The sequence below is a fragment of the Pseudomonas sp. SID14000 genome (genome assembly GCF_002165135.1).
GTDB lineage: Bacteria > Pseudomonadota > Gammaproteobacteria > Pseudomonadales > Pseudomonadaceae > Aquipseudomonas.
Map to the genome: position 1 here is coordinate 76,544 of NZ_NFZQ01000003.1, position 17,066 is coordinate 93,609.

The 17,066-nt window shown below is 61.8% G+C and carries 12 protein-coding genes; all 12 read left to right on the plus strand.

Annotation, left to right across the window (positions count from 1 at the left end):
- Positions 1 to 245 precede the first annotated feature (245 nt).
- The 12 genes from CAY82_RS05465 (at position 246) to CAY82_RS05520 (ending at position 17,010) form a co-directional block, all read left to right on the plus strand.
- Positions 246 to 1,097, plus strand: coding sequence for an MIP/aquaporin family protein (locus tag CAY82_RS05465; protein WP_087500277.1), 852 nt, complete (start codon positions 246 to 248; stop codon positions 1,095 to 1,097).
- 51 nt (positions 1,098 to 1,148) lie between these two features.
- On the plus strand, positions 1,149 to 2,648 hold the full coding sequence (gene glpK / locus CAY82_RS05470) for a glycerol kinase GlpK (protein WP_087500278.1): 1,500 nt from the start codon (positions 1,149 to 1,151) through the stop codon (positions 2,646 to 2,648).
- Positions 2,649 to 2,847: 199 nt separating this feature from the next.
- Positions 2,848 to 3,603: a DNA-binding transcriptional repressor GlpR gene (glpR, locus tag CAY82_RS05475; RefSeq protein ID WP_087500279.1), complete on the plus strand. Its 756-nt coding sequence runs from the start codon at positions 2,848 to 2,850 to the stop codon at positions 3,601 to 3,603.
- A 184-nt stretch (positions 3,604 to 3,787) separates the two neighbouring features.
- A complete protein-coding gene (gene glpD, locus CAY82_RS05480; RefSeq protein WP_087500280.1) occupies positions 3,788 to 5,320 on the plus strand; it encodes a glycerol-3-phosphate dehydrogenase in 1,533 nt (510 codons plus the stop codon).
- A gap of 343 nt (positions 5,321 to 5,663) precedes the next feature.
- Positions 5,664 to 9,812: an NEL-type E3 ubiquitin ligase domain-containing protein gene (locus CAY82_RS05485; protein ID WP_087500281.1), complete on the plus strand. Its 4,149-nt coding sequence runs from the start codon at positions 5,664 to 5,666 to the stop codon at positions 9,810 to 9,812.
- 323 nt (positions 9,813 to 10,135) lie between these two features.
- Positions 10,136 to 11,053, plus strand: a complete 918-nt coding sequence (locus CAY82_RS05490; protein ID WP_025340398.1) for a glutamate/aspartate ABC transporter substrate-binding protein — start codon at positions 10,136 to 10,138, stop codon at positions 11,051 to 11,053.
- Between the two features lie 142 nt (positions 11,054 to 11,195).
- Positions 11,196 to 11,942 (plus strand): amino acid ABC transporter permease, encoded by a 747-nt coding sequence (locus tag CAY82_RS05495; RefSeq protein ID WP_015271574.1) that lies wholly within the window; start codon positions 11,196 to 11,198, stop codon positions 11,940 to 11,942.
- Positions 11,943 to 12,614, plus strand: coding sequence for an amino acid ABC transporter permease (locus CAY82_RS05500; RefSeq protein ID WP_087500282.1), 672 nt, complete (start codon positions 11,943 to 11,945; stop codon positions 12,612 to 12,614).
- Entirely contained in the window at positions 12,611 to 13,345 is a 735-nt protein-coding gene (locus CAY82_RS05505; protein WP_087500283.1) for an amino acid ABC transporter ATP-binding protein, read from the plus strand. The genes CAY82_RS05500 and CAY82_RS05505 overlap by 4 nt, the downstream gene beginning before the upstream one ends.
- A gap of 73 nt (positions 13,346 to 13,418) precedes the next feature.
- Positions 13,419 to 15,323 carry an ATP-binding protein gene (locus CAY82_RS05510; RefSeq protein ID WP_087500284.1) on the plus strand — a complete coding sequence of 635 codons (1,905 nt, stop codon included), beginning with the start codon at positions 13,419 to 13,421 and terminating at the stop codon, positions 15,321 to 15,323.
- On the plus strand, positions 15,320 to 16,648 hold the full coding sequence (locus CAY82_RS05515) for a sigma-54 dependent transcriptional regulator (RefSeq protein WP_087500285.1): 1,329 nt from the start codon (positions 15,320 to 15,322) through the stop codon (positions 16,646 to 16,648). Before CAY82_RS05510 ends, CAY82_RS05515 begins: the two co-directional genes overlap by 4 nt.
- Before the next feature lie 26 nt (positions 16,649 to 16,674).
- The gene (locus CAY82_RS05520) at positions 16,675 to 17,010 is read left to right on the plus strand and encodes a GlpM family protein (RefSeq protein WP_025754578.1); all 336 of its coding nucleotides are present in this window, start codon (positions 16,675 to 16,677) and stop codon (positions 17,008 to 17,010) included.
- Positions 17,011 to 17,066 lie beyond the last annotated feature (56 nt).

Here is a 17,066-nt window from a genome sequence, read left to right on the forward strand (position 1 = left end):
GCCAGCGCACCTCAGTCGCACCCGTCTAGTACGCGGATCCGCACCTGAATTCAACAGACAGTTCGTGACCGAGCGTTCACTTTCGACCTTTGACATCAGCGTTTCTTGTCTATATTTTTTCGTTTCTGAATAAATGGTGCACTTTTAAGGTGCATTTCCAACATCTGCCTGGGATCAACGGGGATAGACTCCAGGCTTTGCTGTCGAGCGCCACGCGCCTCACAACAAAAAAAACGAGGTCATACATGACGACTGCTCTACGCCAACCCACGCTGTCCAGCCAATGCCTGGCCGAGTTCCTCGGCACTGCACTACTCATCTTCTTCGGTACCGGCTGCGTCGCCGCGCTAAAGGTCGCAGACGCCAGCTTCGGCCTGTGGGAAATCAGTATCATCTGGGGCGTGGGCGTCAGCATGGCGATCTACCTGACCGCCGGTATTTCCGGCGCGCACCTGAACCCGGCGGTGAGTATCGCCCTCACCCTGTTCGCCGGTTTCGACAAGCGCAAGCTGCCCTTCTACATGCTGGCCCAGGTGTGCGGCGCGTTCTGCGGCGCAGCGTTGGTCTACACCCTGTACAGCAACCTGTTCTTCGATTTCGAACAGGCCCACGCCATGTTGCGCGGTAGCGAAGCCAGCCTGGAGCTGGCCTCTGTTTTCTCCACCTATCCGCACCCGTCGCTGTCCACCGGCCAGGCCTTCCTGGTCGAAGTGATCATTACCGCCATCCTGATGGCCGTGATCATGGCCCTGACCGACGACAACAACGGCCTGCCGCGCGGCGCCATGGCCCCCTTGCTGATCGGCCTGCTGATCGCCGTGATCGGCAGCGCCATGGGCCCGTTGACCGGCTTCGCCATGAACCCGGCCCGCGATTTCGGGCCAAAACTCATGACCTTCCTGGCCGGCTGGGGCGAAATCGCCTTCACTGGCGGTCGGGACATGCCTTATTTCCTGGTTCCGGTGTTCGCACCGATCCTTGGTGCCTGCCTGGGTGCCGCGACCTATCGCGGCCTGATCGCCCGCAACCTGCCATTGGCAGCCGCCGTGAACCCTGAGACAAATGACAATCCCCAGGGCGATACTCAAGTCAATTGACGCCGGCACCATGCCCAGCCCTGACCCCCTATTTTCGCAAGGCCTACGACCATGACAGACACCCAGGATAAGAACTACATCATCGCCCTGGACCAGGGCACCACCAGTTCGCGGGCCATCATTTTCGACCGCGACGCCAATGTGGTGGGTACCTCCCAGCGCGAGTTCGCCCAGCACTACCCGCAGCCGGGCTGGGTCGAGCACGACCCGATGGAAATCTTCGCCACGCAGAGCGCGACCATGGTCGAGGCCCTGGCCCAGGCGGGCATCAGCCACGCCCAGGTCGCCGCACTGGGTATCACTAACCAGCGCGAAACCACCGTGGTGTGGGACAAGGAATCCGGCCGCCCGGTTTACAACGCCATCGTCTGGCAGTGCCGCCGCAGCACCGAGATCTGCGCCCAACTCAAGCGCGACGGCCATGAAGACTACATTCGCGAAACCACCGGTCTGGTCACCGACCCGTACTTCTCCGGCACCAAGTTGAAGTGGATCCTCGACAATGTCGAAGGCGCCCGCGAACGTGCCAAGCGCGGCGAGCTGCTGTTCGGCACCATTGATACCTGGCTGATCTGGAAATTCTCCGGCGGCAAGGTGCATGTCACCGATTACACCAACGCCTCGCGCACGCTGATGTTCAACATCCACAGCCTGCAGTGGGACGACAAGCTCCTGGAAATCCTCGACATCCCACGGCAGATGCTCCCCGAGGTACGCCCTTCTTCCGAGGTCTACGGCCATACCAAGAGCGGTATCGCCATTGCCGGCATCGCCGGCGACCAGCAGTCGGCGCTATTCGGCCAGATGTGCGTGGAACCGGGCCAGGCCAAGAATACCTACGGTACCGGCTGCTTCCTGCTGATGAACACCGGCAACCAGGCGGTGAAGTCATCCCATGGGCTACTCACCACCATCGCCTGCGGCCCGCGTGGTGAAGTGGCCTATGCGCTGGAAGGCGCGGTATTCAACGGTGGCTCCACCGTGCAATGGCTGCGTGACGAACTGAAGATCGTAAACGACGCTCTGGATACCGAGTACTTCGCCAGCAAGGTCAAGGACAGCAACGGCGTGTACCTGGTGCCCGCCTTTACCGGCCTGGGGGCGCCGTACTGGGACCCGTATGCCCGTGGCGCGCTGTTCGGCCTGACCCGTGGCGTGAAGGTGGACCACATCATCCGTGCCGCGCTGGAATCGATCGCCTACCAGACCCGCGACGTGCTCGACGCCATGCAGCAGGACTGCGGCCAGCGCCTGTCCGAGCTGCGCGTGGACGGCGGTGCGGTGGCCAACAACTTCCTCATGCAGTTCCAGGCCGACATCCTCGGCACCTGCGTGGAGCGGCCGAAGATGCGCGAAACCACGGCACTGGGTGCGGCCTACCTGGCAGGCCTGGCCTGTGGTTTCTGGAGCGGCCTGGACGAGCTGCGCGACAAAGCGATCATCGAGCGCGAGTTCAGCCCGCAGCTGGATGAAGCGCAGAAAGAGAAGTTGTATGCCGGCTGGAAGAAGGCGGTCGAGCGTACTCGTGACTGGGAAGATCACGAGGCCTGATCCTACCTGACAGGCGCTACACCACCTGTGGGAGCGGCCCTTTCGCGACACAAGGCCGCTCCCACAAAAAAAGCGCAGCGCAGGCCAGAAGATCGATGCAGGGCCTTTGTCCCCGCGGCCGCCCCGATAGTCTACTGGTCGTCGTCCGCGTCCTACGGCATCATTGCAGCATTTGTCCGGCAGCCCCAAAGGACCGCCCATGAATCTGCCCCCTCGCCAACAACAAATCCTCGAACTGGTGCGCGAGCGCGGTTATGTCAGTATCGAAGAAATGGCGCAGTTGTACGTCGTCACTCCGCAGACTATCCGCCGTGATATCAACCAGCTTGCCGAGCTCAACCTGTTGCGCCGTTACCACGGTGGTGCAGCCTATGACTCGAGCATCGAGAACACTGCCTACGCCATGCGCGCCGACCAGATGCGCGACGAAAAGCAACGTATCGCCGACGCCGTAGCCCAGCAGATTCCTGACCACGCTTCGGTGTTCATCAACATTGGCACGACCACCGAGTCTATCGCTCGGGCGCTGCTCAACCATCATCACCTGAAGGTCATCACCAATAACCTGCACGTGGCCGCAATCCTTGCCGCCAAGGACGATTTCGAAGTGTTGGTGGCGGGTGGCACGGTACGCCGCGACGGCGGTGTGGTAGGCCAGGCCAGCGTAGACTTCATCAATCAGTTCAAGGTCGACTTCGCCCTGGTGGGCATCAGCGGCATCGACGAAGACGGCAGCCTGCTCGATTTCGACTACCAGGAAGTACGGGTATCCCAGGCGATCATTGCGAATGCCAGGCAAGTGATCCTTGCCGCCGACTCCAGCAAATTCGGGCGCAACGCCATGGTGCGCATGGGCTCGATTAGCCTGGTCGACTGCCTGGTGACCGACCAGGCGCCAGCCCCCGCTCTCACCCAGCTGCTGAACCAGTACAAGATTCGGCTTGAGGTGGTGTGAGGGCTGCAGGCGCTACACCTTTCAAACCGATCATCCAATATTTTCGTAAATGTTCATTTCATTGTCATCTGATCAGTTTTTTCTATGAAGACTGACTGGCGACCGGCTTTCTGTTGCGCTAGTATTTTCGAAAACGAACATTAATGTTCATATTCGATGTGAACAGTCCCAGGAGGCCTTGCCCGTGTCCCAGCCCGTTTCGTCCCAGCTCCCACTTGCCGACTGCTATGACCTCGCCGTGATCGGCGGCGGCATCAATGGCGTGGGCATCGCTGCCGATGCCGCCGGGCGTGGCCTCAAGGTATTCCTCTGCGAAAAGGATGACCTGGCCCAGCACACCTCGTCGGCCAGCAGCAAACTGATCCATGGCGGCCTGCGCTACCTGGAACACTACGAGTTCCGTCTGGTACGTGAAGCGCTGGCCGAGCGTGAAGTGCTGCTGGCCAAAGCCCCCCACATCGTCAGGCCGATGCGCTTCGTGCTGCCGCACCGCCCGCACCTGCGCCCGGCCTGGATGATTCGCGCCGGCCTGTTCCTCTACGATCACCTCGGCAAACGCAAGCGCCTGGGTGCTTCGCGCAGCCTGCACTTCGGCCCGGGTTACCCGCTCAAGCCTGCAATCAGCCGTGGCTTCGAATATGCCGACTGCGCGGTGGACGATGCCCGCCTGGTAGTGCTGAATGCGATGGCAGCACGTGAAAAAGGTGCCCATATCCATACCCGCACCCGTTGCCTGCGCGCGGAGCGTGTGGATGGCCTGTGGCAGGTCGAGCTGCAGCATGCTGACGGCCGCCTGCAGACCATTCGCGCCCGCGCTCTGGTCAATGCTGCAGGGCCATGGGTGGCCAGCTTCATCAAGGATGACCTCAAGCTCGATGCCCCCTATGGCATCCGCCTGATCCAGGGCAGCCATATCATCGTGCCGCGCATGTACGAAGGCGATCATGCCTACATCCTGCAGAACGAGGACCAGCGTATCGTCTTCTGCATCCCGTACCTGGAGCGCTTCACGTTGATCGGCACCACCGATCGGGAGTACAGCGGTGACCCCGCCAAAGTCGCGATCACCGAGCAGGAAACCGATTATCTGCTCAAGGTGGTCAACGCCCATTTCAACCACCAGATCAGCCGCAGCGACATCGTGCACACCTATTCCGGCGTGCGCCCACTGTGCAACGACGAATCGGACAACCCGTCCGCGGTCACCCGCGACTACACCCTGGGGCTGTCCGCCAGTGAAGGGCAAGCGCCGTTGCTGTCGGTATTCGGTGGCAAGCTGACCACCTACCGCAAACTGGCCGAGTCGGCCATGGCCGAGCTCAAGCCGCACTTCCCACAGATGCGTGGCAGCTGGACCGCTGGCGCGCCGCTACCAGGTGGTGAGCACATGACGACGGTGCAGGCTCTGGTCGATGCGGTGCTGGCGCACTGTGGCTGGTTGCCTGTCGATATCGCGAAGCGCTGGGTGCTGACCTATGGCAGCCGTGTATGGCAGTTGCTGGAGGGCGTTAAAGGGCCGGAAGACCTGGGCCAGGCAATTGGCGGTGGGTTGTTCGGCCGGGAGGTGGACTACCTTGTACACAACGAATGGGCATGCAGCGCTGAAGACATTCTCTGGCGCCGCACCAAGCTGGGCCTGTTCACCAGCACGGGCGAGCAACAGGCGCTTGCAGACTATCTGCAACGAGAGCAACAGGCGCGCACCCAAGCGGCGTGAGCCATGGCTTGCTCGCACGTACTGGAACGCGGCAATCAGGCTTTCACGGCTTCGATTACCAGTTCACGACTCTGAACGCTGCTCAGGTATGGCTGGGTAACGTTGGCGAAGTCTTCAAATGTATCGTGCCCGGCGGGCGTGGTAGATCGAACGACTGCCGCAAACACAGCCTTGCGCGCTTGGGATGAGCACTAATCAATGCTCATCCAGCGCCCCCTGGCACGTCCGGCCAGTCGCCAGCGAGCCCGGCTGGCACAGTGGGAGGTCGGCGCAGCAGTAACTACCACCAAACCACATCCCCGGCAGTGATGCTCCGGTGTCTTTCAGACCCGGAGATCACCACGTGCCACCCACCGAAAACAACCCGTCGTATTCCGTCGACACCCTGATCGCCCGGCAACTACCTGACTGGTTGACCGGCGCCGATGCAATGCACCTAGAAGCCTACGGCAAGGCCTTGCGTGCACAGCAACAGGCTGCGGACAGGCTTGGCCATCTGCTCGAAAGAATCCCTCGCCTCGAAGACTTCGCCAAGCCCCTGCTCGAACGCGCCCTGCGTGTGCAGGGGCTGGGGCATGTCGACCCGCAACTTGGGCACGTAGTCGTCAGCGAAGAGTTCCAACTGCCTTCGGCAGCGGAGCATTTCTATACGCCGACTGTTACCCATAGAACGCGACAAACGCTGTTGGCCGCTGCCCTGCATAACTTCGAAGCACACGAAGCTGAACCCTGGCTGTTGCGCAAAGCGCATCTGGAGAGCGAGAAAGGCGAAAAGCTGGCCATGACCTTCGAGCACTTCGTTCGCCTGTGCCGTTCACTGGACCTGGGCGGCAAGTATCAGACGCTGCTCAGGACGGTACTCGAGCCCAAGGCTGGCCGTGGCCAATCGGGCGATCAAGCGCGCACGACAATAAAGCACCTGTTTGAAAGCGGCGTACGTACGCGCATGCAGGCAGCGGTTTACGAGGCCAGATTCAAGGGGCAACTGGACGAGCGGGATCTGCTTCGGCTGCGGCCGATGCTCGAAGCACCTGCACTTGCACCCTATGGCAAGGGCACGCTGACAGCTCGCCAACTCTATCTGCTCGGCAAACGCGTGACGGGGGTCATCACACTTGAGTGGCGCCCTGCTCCGGCTGAAGACATCGACGAGATCATCGTCTGGATACCCGATGCCCCCGGGCAAAGCCTGCGCTTCTACGACAGTTGGGACGATGTTTACAACGACCTGGCCACTCGCCTCAAGCAGCGCTCATTCCGTCAGTTTTTTCGGCGTTTCATCACGGCACGGGACACAAGCGAGTTCGCCAAGGAACTTGCACAACGGCTGACAGCGTCGCCTGGGGCGATGAAACTGCAGCTCGACGGGCGAAACCTGCCCATCAAGGGGGATGTGTTCGCACATGTACGAGCGCTATTACTCGGGCGAATGTTCGATGATGCAGCCTACCTCGCTGTTCCAACGGACCTTGAAGATCGCCTGAGCAGGCACCGGCGCTTGCAGGGCATGCTGAGCGCCGGGTTGAACCTGCTGGGGCTGGCAGCTTTGGTCGTACCGGTGCTCGGTGACCTGCTATTGGTCGTCAGCGCGGCGCAATTGCTCGATGACGTCTATGAAGGCTACCAGGACTGGCAACTAGGTGATCGCCAAGGAGCGCTGGAGCATTTGTTCAATATAGCCCAGGGCGTGGCGACCACAGGCCTGACCGCAGGGGCTCTGCACACGCTGCGACGAACAGTTTTTGTTGACAGTCTTGCGCCAACGGTGTTGCCTGCCGGTGGCATCAGGCTAGCCAGAAACCTCCGTTACCTACCTGCCGAGGAAGATGTATCGGTATTATTGGAAAGCCTGCAAGGGGAGCACTTTGCCGATACTTTGTCAGATCATGGCCGGATGCTTCTACAGGCCACAGGTCTCAACGTGGACCAGCTGCGCCGACTTTGCCTGGAGAACGCTGCACCACCCGCGCGGCTGCTCGACCTCCACGACCGGATCAAGCTGCACCAGCAGGATCCAACTCTGAAAGGACAAGCCTTCGAGCAGCGACTTCAGGCGTGGCAAACACCGCAATCTGCCGACCAGGCCAGGCTGATCGGGGTTTTCCGGGGTTTGTCACCAAGGGGCGCCCAGGAAATCATCGACCATAGTAGTACCGCCCAGATAGAACAGTTGCGAGTTTCCGGACGGATGCCACTGAGCATGGCGCAACATGCGCGCTGGTATGAAAGCGCCAGCCGTATCGACCGGGCTTGCCTTGGCTTGCGTCTGCAAAAGTTGGCCAACACAGATAGCGACCTATTGGCGCTGCGCCTCATCGAACGGGACGCCCCATGGCCAGACTCTGTGCGAATAGAGTTACGCCACGGCGCCCAGGAGGGATTACTGATATTTGCCAGCCAGAGCGAGACGGCGCAGAACGTACGAACCATTGTCAAAAACACGCAAGGCTACGCCCTGGCAGGCGAAGATAACCAGGGCAAGCCCTTGCTGGCAGCGGTCCTGGGGTGCCTGGACGACGAGCAGAAAACCCGCTTGGGGAACCGCAATCTGCAGCTCAAGCAACTACGTGACGTACTGGCCATGGCGGCCGAACAGGATCGCAACTCTACGGCCAGCCTGCTCGGTATGTCCGGCATCCGCGCAAATATCAGGCCGCCCCGGCGTTTCGCCGACGGCAGGCTGGCCTATGCACTCAGCGGCGGTGGTGAAAGCAGCCAGAGCGCTATTCGCCAAGGGATCCATCAAATATTCCCCACACTCTCCGAACTGCAACTGGACGCCTACCTGGAAGCGGTGCGCCAGCGCGGGGAGAGCTTGTGGGACCATTACCAGGCGCTGCAACGCCAGCTTGCCGACCTGCGCGAAACACTACAGATCTGGCAGGCCGATTGGCAATCGCCAATCGACGCCATTCGCAGACGCCGCATAGCCGATACCCTTCGCCGCAGTTGGCGGCGCAAACTGGTGGACGGCAACGACCAGTATGAACTGACCATCGATGGCGAGCACATCGATGCGTTGCCAGGTTTGCCGGAAGGTGTGGAATACCGACATGTGCGCCGGCTGACCTTGCGCAACATGCGCTTGCAGCAGATCGACGCGCGGTTCCTCAGGCTGTTTCCCAACGTCGTGGACCTGGACCTCAGCGGCAACCGGCTAACTTCGGTCCCCGAGGGCATCGAGGCTCTCGGCCAGCTACGGCGCTTGAACCTGAGCAACAACCTGATTGCACTGGATGCCGCAGGTAACAGCCGCCTGGCTCAACTGCAACGCCTGAACACGCTGATACTCAACAACAACCCACTCAACGGCATGCCCGACCTCTCGGCCTTGCCACATGTGCAGGACCTGCGCCTGCGAGCAACGGGTCAGGCGGACATTGGCCTGGTCCACCAGAGCGTGGCGCTACGCGCCCATATCGACTTGCGCGACAACAGAATCAGCGAGCTGCAACGCGAGATGCGCGGCTTGCGCCTGCGCCTGCAGCGGCTGAACCTGCATGACAATCCGTTGAGCGAAGGCAGCATCGAGTATCTGGACCAAGCACAGGGTGCCAGCGGAACAGGCGCCCGAGGCAGCGCGTCGTATGCCCACGAGCCAATCGGTGAGGAAACCCGTGCAACCTGGGTAGCGTCCAGAAACGAGCTCCTCCGTGCAGAACGGGAGGCAGCCTGGGACCGCCTGAGCGAGGAGCCGGGCTCTGGAGGCCTGTTCAGATTCCTGGCCGACTTTGCCCAGAGCGAAGACTTCGAGGCCCATCCGCGGCATTATCGACGCCGTCTCTGGCACATCCTTGAAGCCTGCGAAAACAACGAAGCGTTACGCGAGCAGTTGTTTCGCGAGGCCGACGGGCCGCGTACCTGCGAGGACCGCCTGTTGCTGCTGCTCAACCAGATGGAAGTGGGCGTGCTGGCCTTCCAGGGCATCGAAGGAGTGCCAGCGGAAATGAGAGAGAGCCGCCTGCTGTATCTGGGCGGCCAGCTGCACCGCCTGGACCTGCTTGACGATATTGCCAACCGGCACATCCAAGCCCTGCGCGAAGCAGGACGCAGAGTAGATGAAATCGAAGTTCGGCTTTTCTATCGCCTGCGGCTGACAGGGCCACTTGACTTGCCAGCACCACCGGATGAAATGCACTTCGCATCATTCGCCCACGTGACAACGCGGGATCTGAATGCAGCAGAAATAGAAGTACTGCAAAGCTACAGCACCTTGTCGATGCTGGACGCGCTTGCAGGCCGCCCTTACTGGCAGAACTACCTGCGAGAAACCTATGCTGACCGTTTCGAGGCGACCGCAAGGCCTTATCACGAGCGAATGGAAGCGCTCGAGGCACGGGCCGTGGCCGGCCAGGAAGCGGGCTATGAAGACCAGGCCAGGGTTTTGATGCGCGAACTTGCCGCCGAGGAGTCAGTGCTGATTCGCACCCTCACTACCGAGGCCTGGGCGCGCTGGAACCAGACGCCACAAGAGCGGCTCATGCCCCGCTGACCAGGCTGGAAGCACTGCGATCAGGCTCTGCATGGCAGCGGTCCTGATCGCCCGTGCATTGCGATCCAGGGCTGGCAAATCCGTTCGGATTTCCGAACGACTGACCGCCACTCATTCGGAATGGCGAATGAAACTTATCGTCATACGATGAGTGCGAAAGGTTGATTCCCAATGAATTCGAGGCGTTATGATCAATGCCAGGGCTTGGCACGACTCATGCTCTACACTTGGTAGCCGAATGCACTCGCTTCCTGCTGTATTCGTTGAACGAAAGAGTCCGCCAACGGCTCCATAAAAAAAACAAACACGTCGAGGAAAATTTGATGCGTATCGTTCGTCAATTGCTGGGCGCCGCCATCGCGGCCGCTGTGATCGCTTCACCGGCCATGGCCGAAGAACTGACCGGCACCCTGAAGAAGATCAAGGATTCGGGCACCATCACTCTGGGCCACCGCGACTCCTCCATCCCGTTTTCCTACCTGGCCGGCAAGCCAGAGCCCGTGGGCTACTCGCATGACATCCAGCTGGCTGTCGTCGACGCCCTGAAGAAGCAGCTGGGCACGGACATCAAGGTCCGCTACAACCTCGTCACCTCCCAGACCCGCATCCCGCTGGTGCAGAACGGCACCGTGGACCTCGAGTGCGGCTCCACCACCAACAACGTCGAGCGCCAGCAGCAAGTCGGCTTCTCGGTCGGCATCTTCGAAGTCGGTACCCGCCTGCTGACCAAGGTCAAGGACGGTCAGCCAGCCTACAAGGACTTCCCGGACCTGGCCGGCAAGAACGTGGTAACCACCGCCGGTACCACCTCCGAACGCATCCTCAAGGCGATGAACGCCGACAAGCAGATGAAGATGAACGTGATTTCCGCCAAGGACCACGGTGAAGCCTTCAACATGCTCGAAAGCGGCCGCGCCGTGGCCTTCATGATGGACGACGCCCTGCTCGCCGGCGAAATGGCCAAGGCTCGCAAGCCGTCGGACTGGGTCATCACCGGTACCCCGCAGTCCTACGAGATTTACGGCTGCATGGTGCGCAAGGATGACGCGGCCTTCAAGAAAGCGGTCGATGACGCCATCGTCGGCTACTTCAAGTCGGGCGAAGTCAACAAGAGCTACGACAAATGGTTCCAACAGCCAATCCCGCCGAAGGGTCTGAACCTGCAGTTCCCGATGAGCGACGAGCTGAAGAAACTGATCGCCGAGCCGACCGACAAGGCTGCGGACGAGAAAAAGTCCTGACCACCAGCCCATGGCCTGTTGCGCTGCAAAGCGCGAATTAAACCTGCAGGCCACCCGTTAGTGTCTAACCTTTCATCCGAGGGCCGTATGCCCTCGGATGTTGGAAGGTGCCCGTGAAACAACCGTCTGAGGGGAAATCCCGATGAATTACAACTGGGACTGGGGCGTGTTCTTCAAGTCCACCGGCGTGGGCAGCGAAACCTATCTGGACTGGTACGTCACCGGCCTGGGCTGGACCATCGCCATCGCCATCTCCGCCTGGGTCATCGCCTTGCTGCTGGGCTCGGTCCTCGGTGTCATGCGCACCGTGCCGAACCGTTTGGTATCGGGTATCGCCACCGCCTATGTGGAGCTTTTCCGCAACGTACCGCTGCTGGTGCAGCTGTTCATCTGGTACTTCCTGGTGCCGGACCTGCTGCCAGAAGGCCTGCAGGAATGGTTCAAGCAGGACCTCAACCCGACCACCTCGGCGCTGATCAGCGTGGTCATCTGCCTGGGCCTGTTCACCGCCGCCCGCGTGTGCGAACAGGTGCGTACCGGGATCCAGGCGCTGCCCCGCGGCCAGGAAGCCGCCGCCCGCGCCATGGGCTTCAGCCTGTCGCAGATCTACACCAACGTGCTGCTGCCGCAAGCCTACCGGATCATCATTCCGCCGCTGACTTCGGAATTCCTGAACGTGTTCAAGAACTCGTCGGTGGCGTCGCTGATCGGCCTGATGGAACTGCTGGCACAAACCAAGCAGACCGCCGAATTCTCGGCCAACCTGTTCGAGGCCTTCACCCTGGCCACGCTGATCTACTTCACCCTGAACATGGGCCTGATGCTGCTGATGCGCATGGTCGAGAAGAAAGTCTCGGTGCCCGGCCTGATTTCCGTAGGGGGCAAATAAATGGACATGGATTTCAGCGAAATCATCCCGGCCCTGCCTGCCCTGTGGGAAGGCATGGTCATGACCCTGCAGCTGATGGTCATGGGCGTGGTCGGCGGCATCGTACTGGGGACCATTCTGGCCCTGATGCGCCTGTCGTCGAGCAAGCTGCTGTCGAACGTGGCCGGTGCCTATGTCAACTACTTCCGCTCGATCCCGCTGCTGCTGGTAATCACCTGGTTCTACCTGGCGGTACCGTTCGTGCTGCGCTGGATCACCGGCGAGGACACCCCGGTGGGTGCCTTCACCTCCTGCGTGGTGGCATTCATGATGTTCGAGGCCGCGTACTTCTGCGAAATCGTCCGCGCCGGCGTGCAGTCGATCTCCAAGGGGCAGATGGGCGCCGCCCAGGCCCTGGGCATGACCTACGGCCAGACCATGCGCCTGATCATCCTGCCCCAGGCCTTCCGCAAGATGACCCCTTTGCTGCTGCAGCAGAGCATCATCCTGTTCCAGGACACCTCGCTGGTGTACACCGTGGGCCTGGTGGACTTCCTCAATTCGGCACGCTCCAACGGCGACATCATCGGGCGCTCCCATGAGTTCCTGATCTTCGCCGGTGTCGTGTACTTCATCATCAGCTTCTCCGCTTCGTGGCTGGTCAAGCGCCTGCAAAAAAGGATCGCCGTATGATTTCCATCAAGAACGTCAACAAGTGGTACGGGGACTTCCAGGTACTGACCGACTGCAGCACCGAGGTCAAGAAGGGTGAAGTGGTAGTGGTGTGTGGCCCGTCGGGCTCGGGCAAATCCACCCTGATCAAGTGCGTCAACGCCCTGGAGCCGTTCCAGAAAGGTGACATCGTGGTCGACGGCACCTCCATCGCCGACCCCAAGACCAACCTGCCCAAGCTGCGTTCACGCGTTGGCATGGTGTTCCAGCACTTCGAGCTGTTCCCGCACCTGACCATCACCGAGAACCTGACCATTGCCCAGCGCAAGGTGCTTGGCCGTAGCGAAGCAGAAGCGACCAAGAAGGGCTTGGCCCTGCTCGACCGCGTCGGCCTCGGTGCCCACGCCAAGAAACACCCCGGTCAGCTGTCCGGCGGCCAGCAGCAGCGCGTGGCCATCGCCCGCGCCCTGTCGATGGACCCGATCGTCATGCTGTTCGACGAACCGACCTCGGCGCTAGACCCGGAAATGGTCAACGAAGTACTGGACGTGATGGTCGAGCTGGCCCACGAAGGCATGACCATGATGTGCGTGACCCACGAAATGGGCTTCGCCCGCAAAGTGGCCAACCGCGTGATCTTCATGGACAAGGGCAACATCATCGAGGATTGCCAGAAGGAAGACTTCTTCGGTAACCCCGGCGCCCGCCACGAGCGTACCCAGCACTTCCTCAGCAAGATCCTGCAACACTGATTTTGCTTCACTGAAGCGGTCGGCGCCGCTGCCCTTTCGGGCAGCAGGCGCTGGTCGTGACAAGGCCACTGTGATGAAATGCGATCCTTCGCTTCTTCTCCCTGCCAAGCCTGCCGTGAAATCCCGCCTGCTCCGCCAAATGCTGTTGCCGCCACTGATCATCCTGCTGATGGTCGGCCTGGGAATGGCCGGCTACCTGATCAGCGAGAGCAACGGCATCCGCACCCTCAGCGAAAATGGCGAACGCCAGCTGGAGCTGCACGCGCGCACGGTCGAAAGCGAAATCAGCAAGTACACCTACCTGCCGAGCCTGCTGGAGCTGGAAGACAGCGTCTCGCACCTGCTTACCGACCCTGACGGCGGCTCGCGGCAGATCGTCAACGAATACCTCGAAGGCCTGAACCGGCGCAGCCGCAGCCGGGCCATCTTCGTCCTCGACACCAACGGCCGGGTCCAGGCCACCAGCAACTGGCGCGACGCCGACTCGTTCCTCGGCGAGGACCTGTCTTTCCGCGCCTACTTCCAGACCGCCGTGCGCGGTGAGCCCGGGCGTTTCTACGGTATCGGCAGCACCACCGGCGAGGCCGGCTATTACCTGGCCCATGGCCTGGAAGAGCACGGCAAGATCATTGGCGTGGCGGTGATCAAAGTGCGCCTGGACACCCTCGAGGAGCGCTGGCAGCGTGCCCGCCTGGAGGCGTTCGTCAGCGACGAGAACGGCATCATCATCCTTTCCAGCGACCCGGCCCGACGCCTCAAGTCGGTACGCCCGCTGACCCCGCAAATCAAGGAGCGCCTGGCCCGCAGCCTGCAGTATTACTGGTGGCCGCTGAACGAGTTGCAGCCCCTGGCCCGGGAAGCCCTGGCCGATGGCGTGGAAAAGCTGACCTTCCCGGCCAACAGCGAAACCGCACAGGGCAAGGCTGGCGAAATGGCCTACCTGGCACAGACTCGGCGCCTGGTCGATACGCCCTGGCATTTCACCCTGCTGACCCCACTGCAGGACCTGCGCCGCGAATCCATGGTACAAGGCATCCTGGTGGGCGTGGCCTTCGCCTTGCTGGCGATCCTCGGCATCGCCTGGAACGAACGGCGCAAGGTCATCGCCACCCGCCTGGCAGCCCGCGAGGCACTGCAGGAAGCCAACAGCCAGCTGGAGCGACGGATTGCCGAACGCACGGCCGACTTGCGCGCCAGCAACGAACGCCTGAAAGGCCAGATTCGCGAGCGTCGGCATGCCGAGCAGACCCTGCGCCACGCCCAGGATGAGCTGGTACAGGCCGGCAAGCTGGCTGCCATCGGGCAGATGTCCACCAGCATTGCCCACGAACTGAACCAGCCGCTGGCCGCGCTGCGCACCCTTTCCGGCAACACAGTGCGCTTCCTCGAACGCGGGGCGCTGGAAACCGCCAGCACCAACCTGCGCACCATGAACGACCTGATCGACCGGATGGGCCGCATCACCGCCAGCCTGCGCTCGTTCGCCCGGCGCGGTGACGACAGCGGCCAAGCCTCGCTGGCCAAGGCGGTGGATGCTACCTTGCAAGTGCTGGCCAACCGCATCAGCGCCTGTCACCTGCAGTTGCACAATCAGTTCGAGGACCAGCAGCTGGCCATCGACCAGACCCGCCTGGAGCAGATCCTGGTCAACCTGATCGGAAACGCCCTGGATGCAATGGCGGCCCAGCCGCTGCCGCAACTGTGGCTAGAAGGCGAGCTGCAAGGCGACAAGTACCGTTTGCAGGTGCGCGACAACGGCCACGGCATCGACGTCGAGGCGCGCAAGCACCTGTTCGAACCTTTTTTCACCACCAAACCGGGCGAACACGGCCTGGGCCTGGGCCTGACCCTGTCGGCGAGCCTTGCCGCCGCCGCCAAGGGCAGCCTCAACGTCGAGCACCCCGCCAGCGGCGGCACAGCCTTTGTACTGGCCCTGCCCCTGGTCTCACCCCCTAGCGAATCGGCAGAGCATCCATGAACCAAGCGCCACTTACCGTCCTGATCGTCGAAGACGACCCGCATGTGCTGCTCGGCTGCCAACAGGCGCTGGCCCTGGAAGACATCGCCTGCGAAGGCGTGGGCAGCGCCGAGCAGGCGCTGGAGCGCATCGGCGACGACTTCGCCGGCATCGTCGTCAGCGATATCCGCCTGCCGGGCATCGATGGCCTGGAACTGCTCAACCGCCTCAAGGCCCGTGACCGCAGCCTGCCGGTGGTGCTGATCACCGGCCACGGCGATATCGACATGGCGGTCGGCGCGATGCGCAATGGCGCCTACGACTTCATGGAAAAGCCCTTCTCCCCGGAGCGCCTGGTCGACGTGGTACGCCGCGCCCTTGAACAGCGCGGGCTGTCGCGCGAAGTGGTGGCCCTGCGCCGCCAGTTGGCCGGGCAAAGCAGCCTGGAGGGGCGCATCATTGGGCGCTCGCCGGCCATGGAGCACCTGCGTGAACTGATCGCCAACGTCGCCGATACCTCGGCCAACGTGCTGATCGAAGGCGAGACCGGTACCGGCAAGGAACTGGTCGCCCGCTGCCTGCATGACTTCAGCCGCCGCCAGGGGCAGCCGTTCGTGGCGTTGAACTGTGGCGGCCTGCCGGAAAACCTGTTCGAAAGCGAGATTTTCGGCCACGAGGCCAACGCCTTCACCGGTGCCGGCAAACGCCGCATCGGCAAGATCGAACATGCCAACGGCGGCACGCTGTTCCTCGACGAAGTGGAGAGCATGCCGATCAACCTGCAGATCAAGCTGCTGCGCGTGCTGCAGGAACGCACCCTGGAGCGGCTGGGCTCGAACCAGAGCATTCCGGTGGACTGCCGGGTGATCGCCGCAACCAAGTCCGATCTGGATGCCATGGGTCAGAGCGGCCAGTTCCGCAGTGACCTGTATTACCGGCTGAACGTGGTAACCCTGGAACTGCCGCCGCTGCGCGAGCGCCGCGAAGACATTCTGCAGCTGTTCGAACACTTCCTGCAGCAGTCGGCCCTGCGCTTCGACCGTGAGACACCTGCCCTGGACAGCCAGACACTGTCGCGCCTGATGGCCCACGACTGGCCGGGCAACGTGCGTGAGCTGCGCAACGTCGCCGAGCGCTATGCCCTCGGCCTGCCGGCGTTCAAGAAAGGCCCCAGCGGTGGTGCCAGCCAAGGCTTGGGCTTTGCCGAGGCGGTGGAAGCGTTCGAGCGCAACCTGCTCAGCGATGCCCTGCAACGCACTGGCGGCAACCTCAGCCAGGCCAGCCAGGAACTGGGCATGGCCAAGACCACGCTGTTCGACAAAGTGAAAAAATACGGCCTTGGCTGACCTCAACCCCAACCTGGAAAGACAACGTGGACCTGGTATTCAAAGCGGCCCTGGGCGCGGGCGTGGTGCTGCTGCTGGCGGTGCTGTCGAAGACGCGCAATTACTATATCGCCGGGCTGGTGCCGCTGTTCCCTACCTTCGCCCTGATTGCCCACTACATCGTCGGCAAGGGGCGCAGCATTGCCGACCTGAAGACCACCATCCTGTTCGGCATGTGGTCGATCATTCCGTACTTCGTGTACCTGGCTACCTTGTATGTGCTGGTTGACCGCCTGCGCCTGGAGGCGTCGCTGGCACTGGCCACGGTGGCCTGGCTGATGGCAGCTACCGTGCTGGTGACCTTGTGGGTGCGGATGCACTGATCGGAATCGGCGCTGGCTTCTTCGCGGGTAAACCCGCTCCCACAGGGTCCTCACAT

Excerpts from the sequence above, each read along its gene's own strand:
- CAY82_RS05465 (WP_087500277.1), top strand. The coding sequence starts at position 246 with ATGACGACTGCTCTACGCCAACCCACGCTGTCCAGCCAATGCCTGGCC.
- CAY82_RS05515 (WP_087500285.1), top strand. The coding sequence starts at position 15,320 with ATGAACCAAGCGCCACTTACCGTCCTGATCGTCGAAGACGACCCGCAT.
- CAY82_RS05495 (WP_015271574.1), top strand. The coding sequence starts at position 11,196 with ATGAATTACAACTGGGACTGGGGCGTGTTCTTCAAGTCCACCGGCGTG.
- glpR (WP_087500279.1), top strand. The coding sequence starts at position 2,848 with ATGAATCTGCCCCCTCGCCAACAACAAATCCTCGAACTGGTGCGCGAG.
- CAY82_RS05500 (WP_087500282.1), top strand. The coding sequence starts at position 11,943 with ATGGACATGGATTTCAGCGAAATCATCCCGGCCCTGCCTGCCCTGTGG.
- CAY82_RS05505 (WP_087500283.1), top strand. The coding sequence starts at position 12,611 with ATGATTTCCATCAAGAACGTCAACAAGTGGTACGGGGACTTCCAGGTA.
- glpK (WP_087500278.1), top strand. The coding sequence starts at position 1,149 with ATGACAGACACCCAGGATAAGAACTACATCATCGCCCTGGACCAGGGC.
- CAY82_RS05490 (WP_025340398.1), top strand. The coding sequence starts at position 10,136 with ATGCGTATCGTTCGTCAATTGCTGGGCGCCGCCATCGCGGCCGCTGTG.
- CAY82_RS05510 (WP_087500284.1), top strand. The coding sequence starts at position 13,419 with ATGAAATGCGATCCTTCGCTTCTTCTCCCTGCCAAGCCTGCCGTGAAA.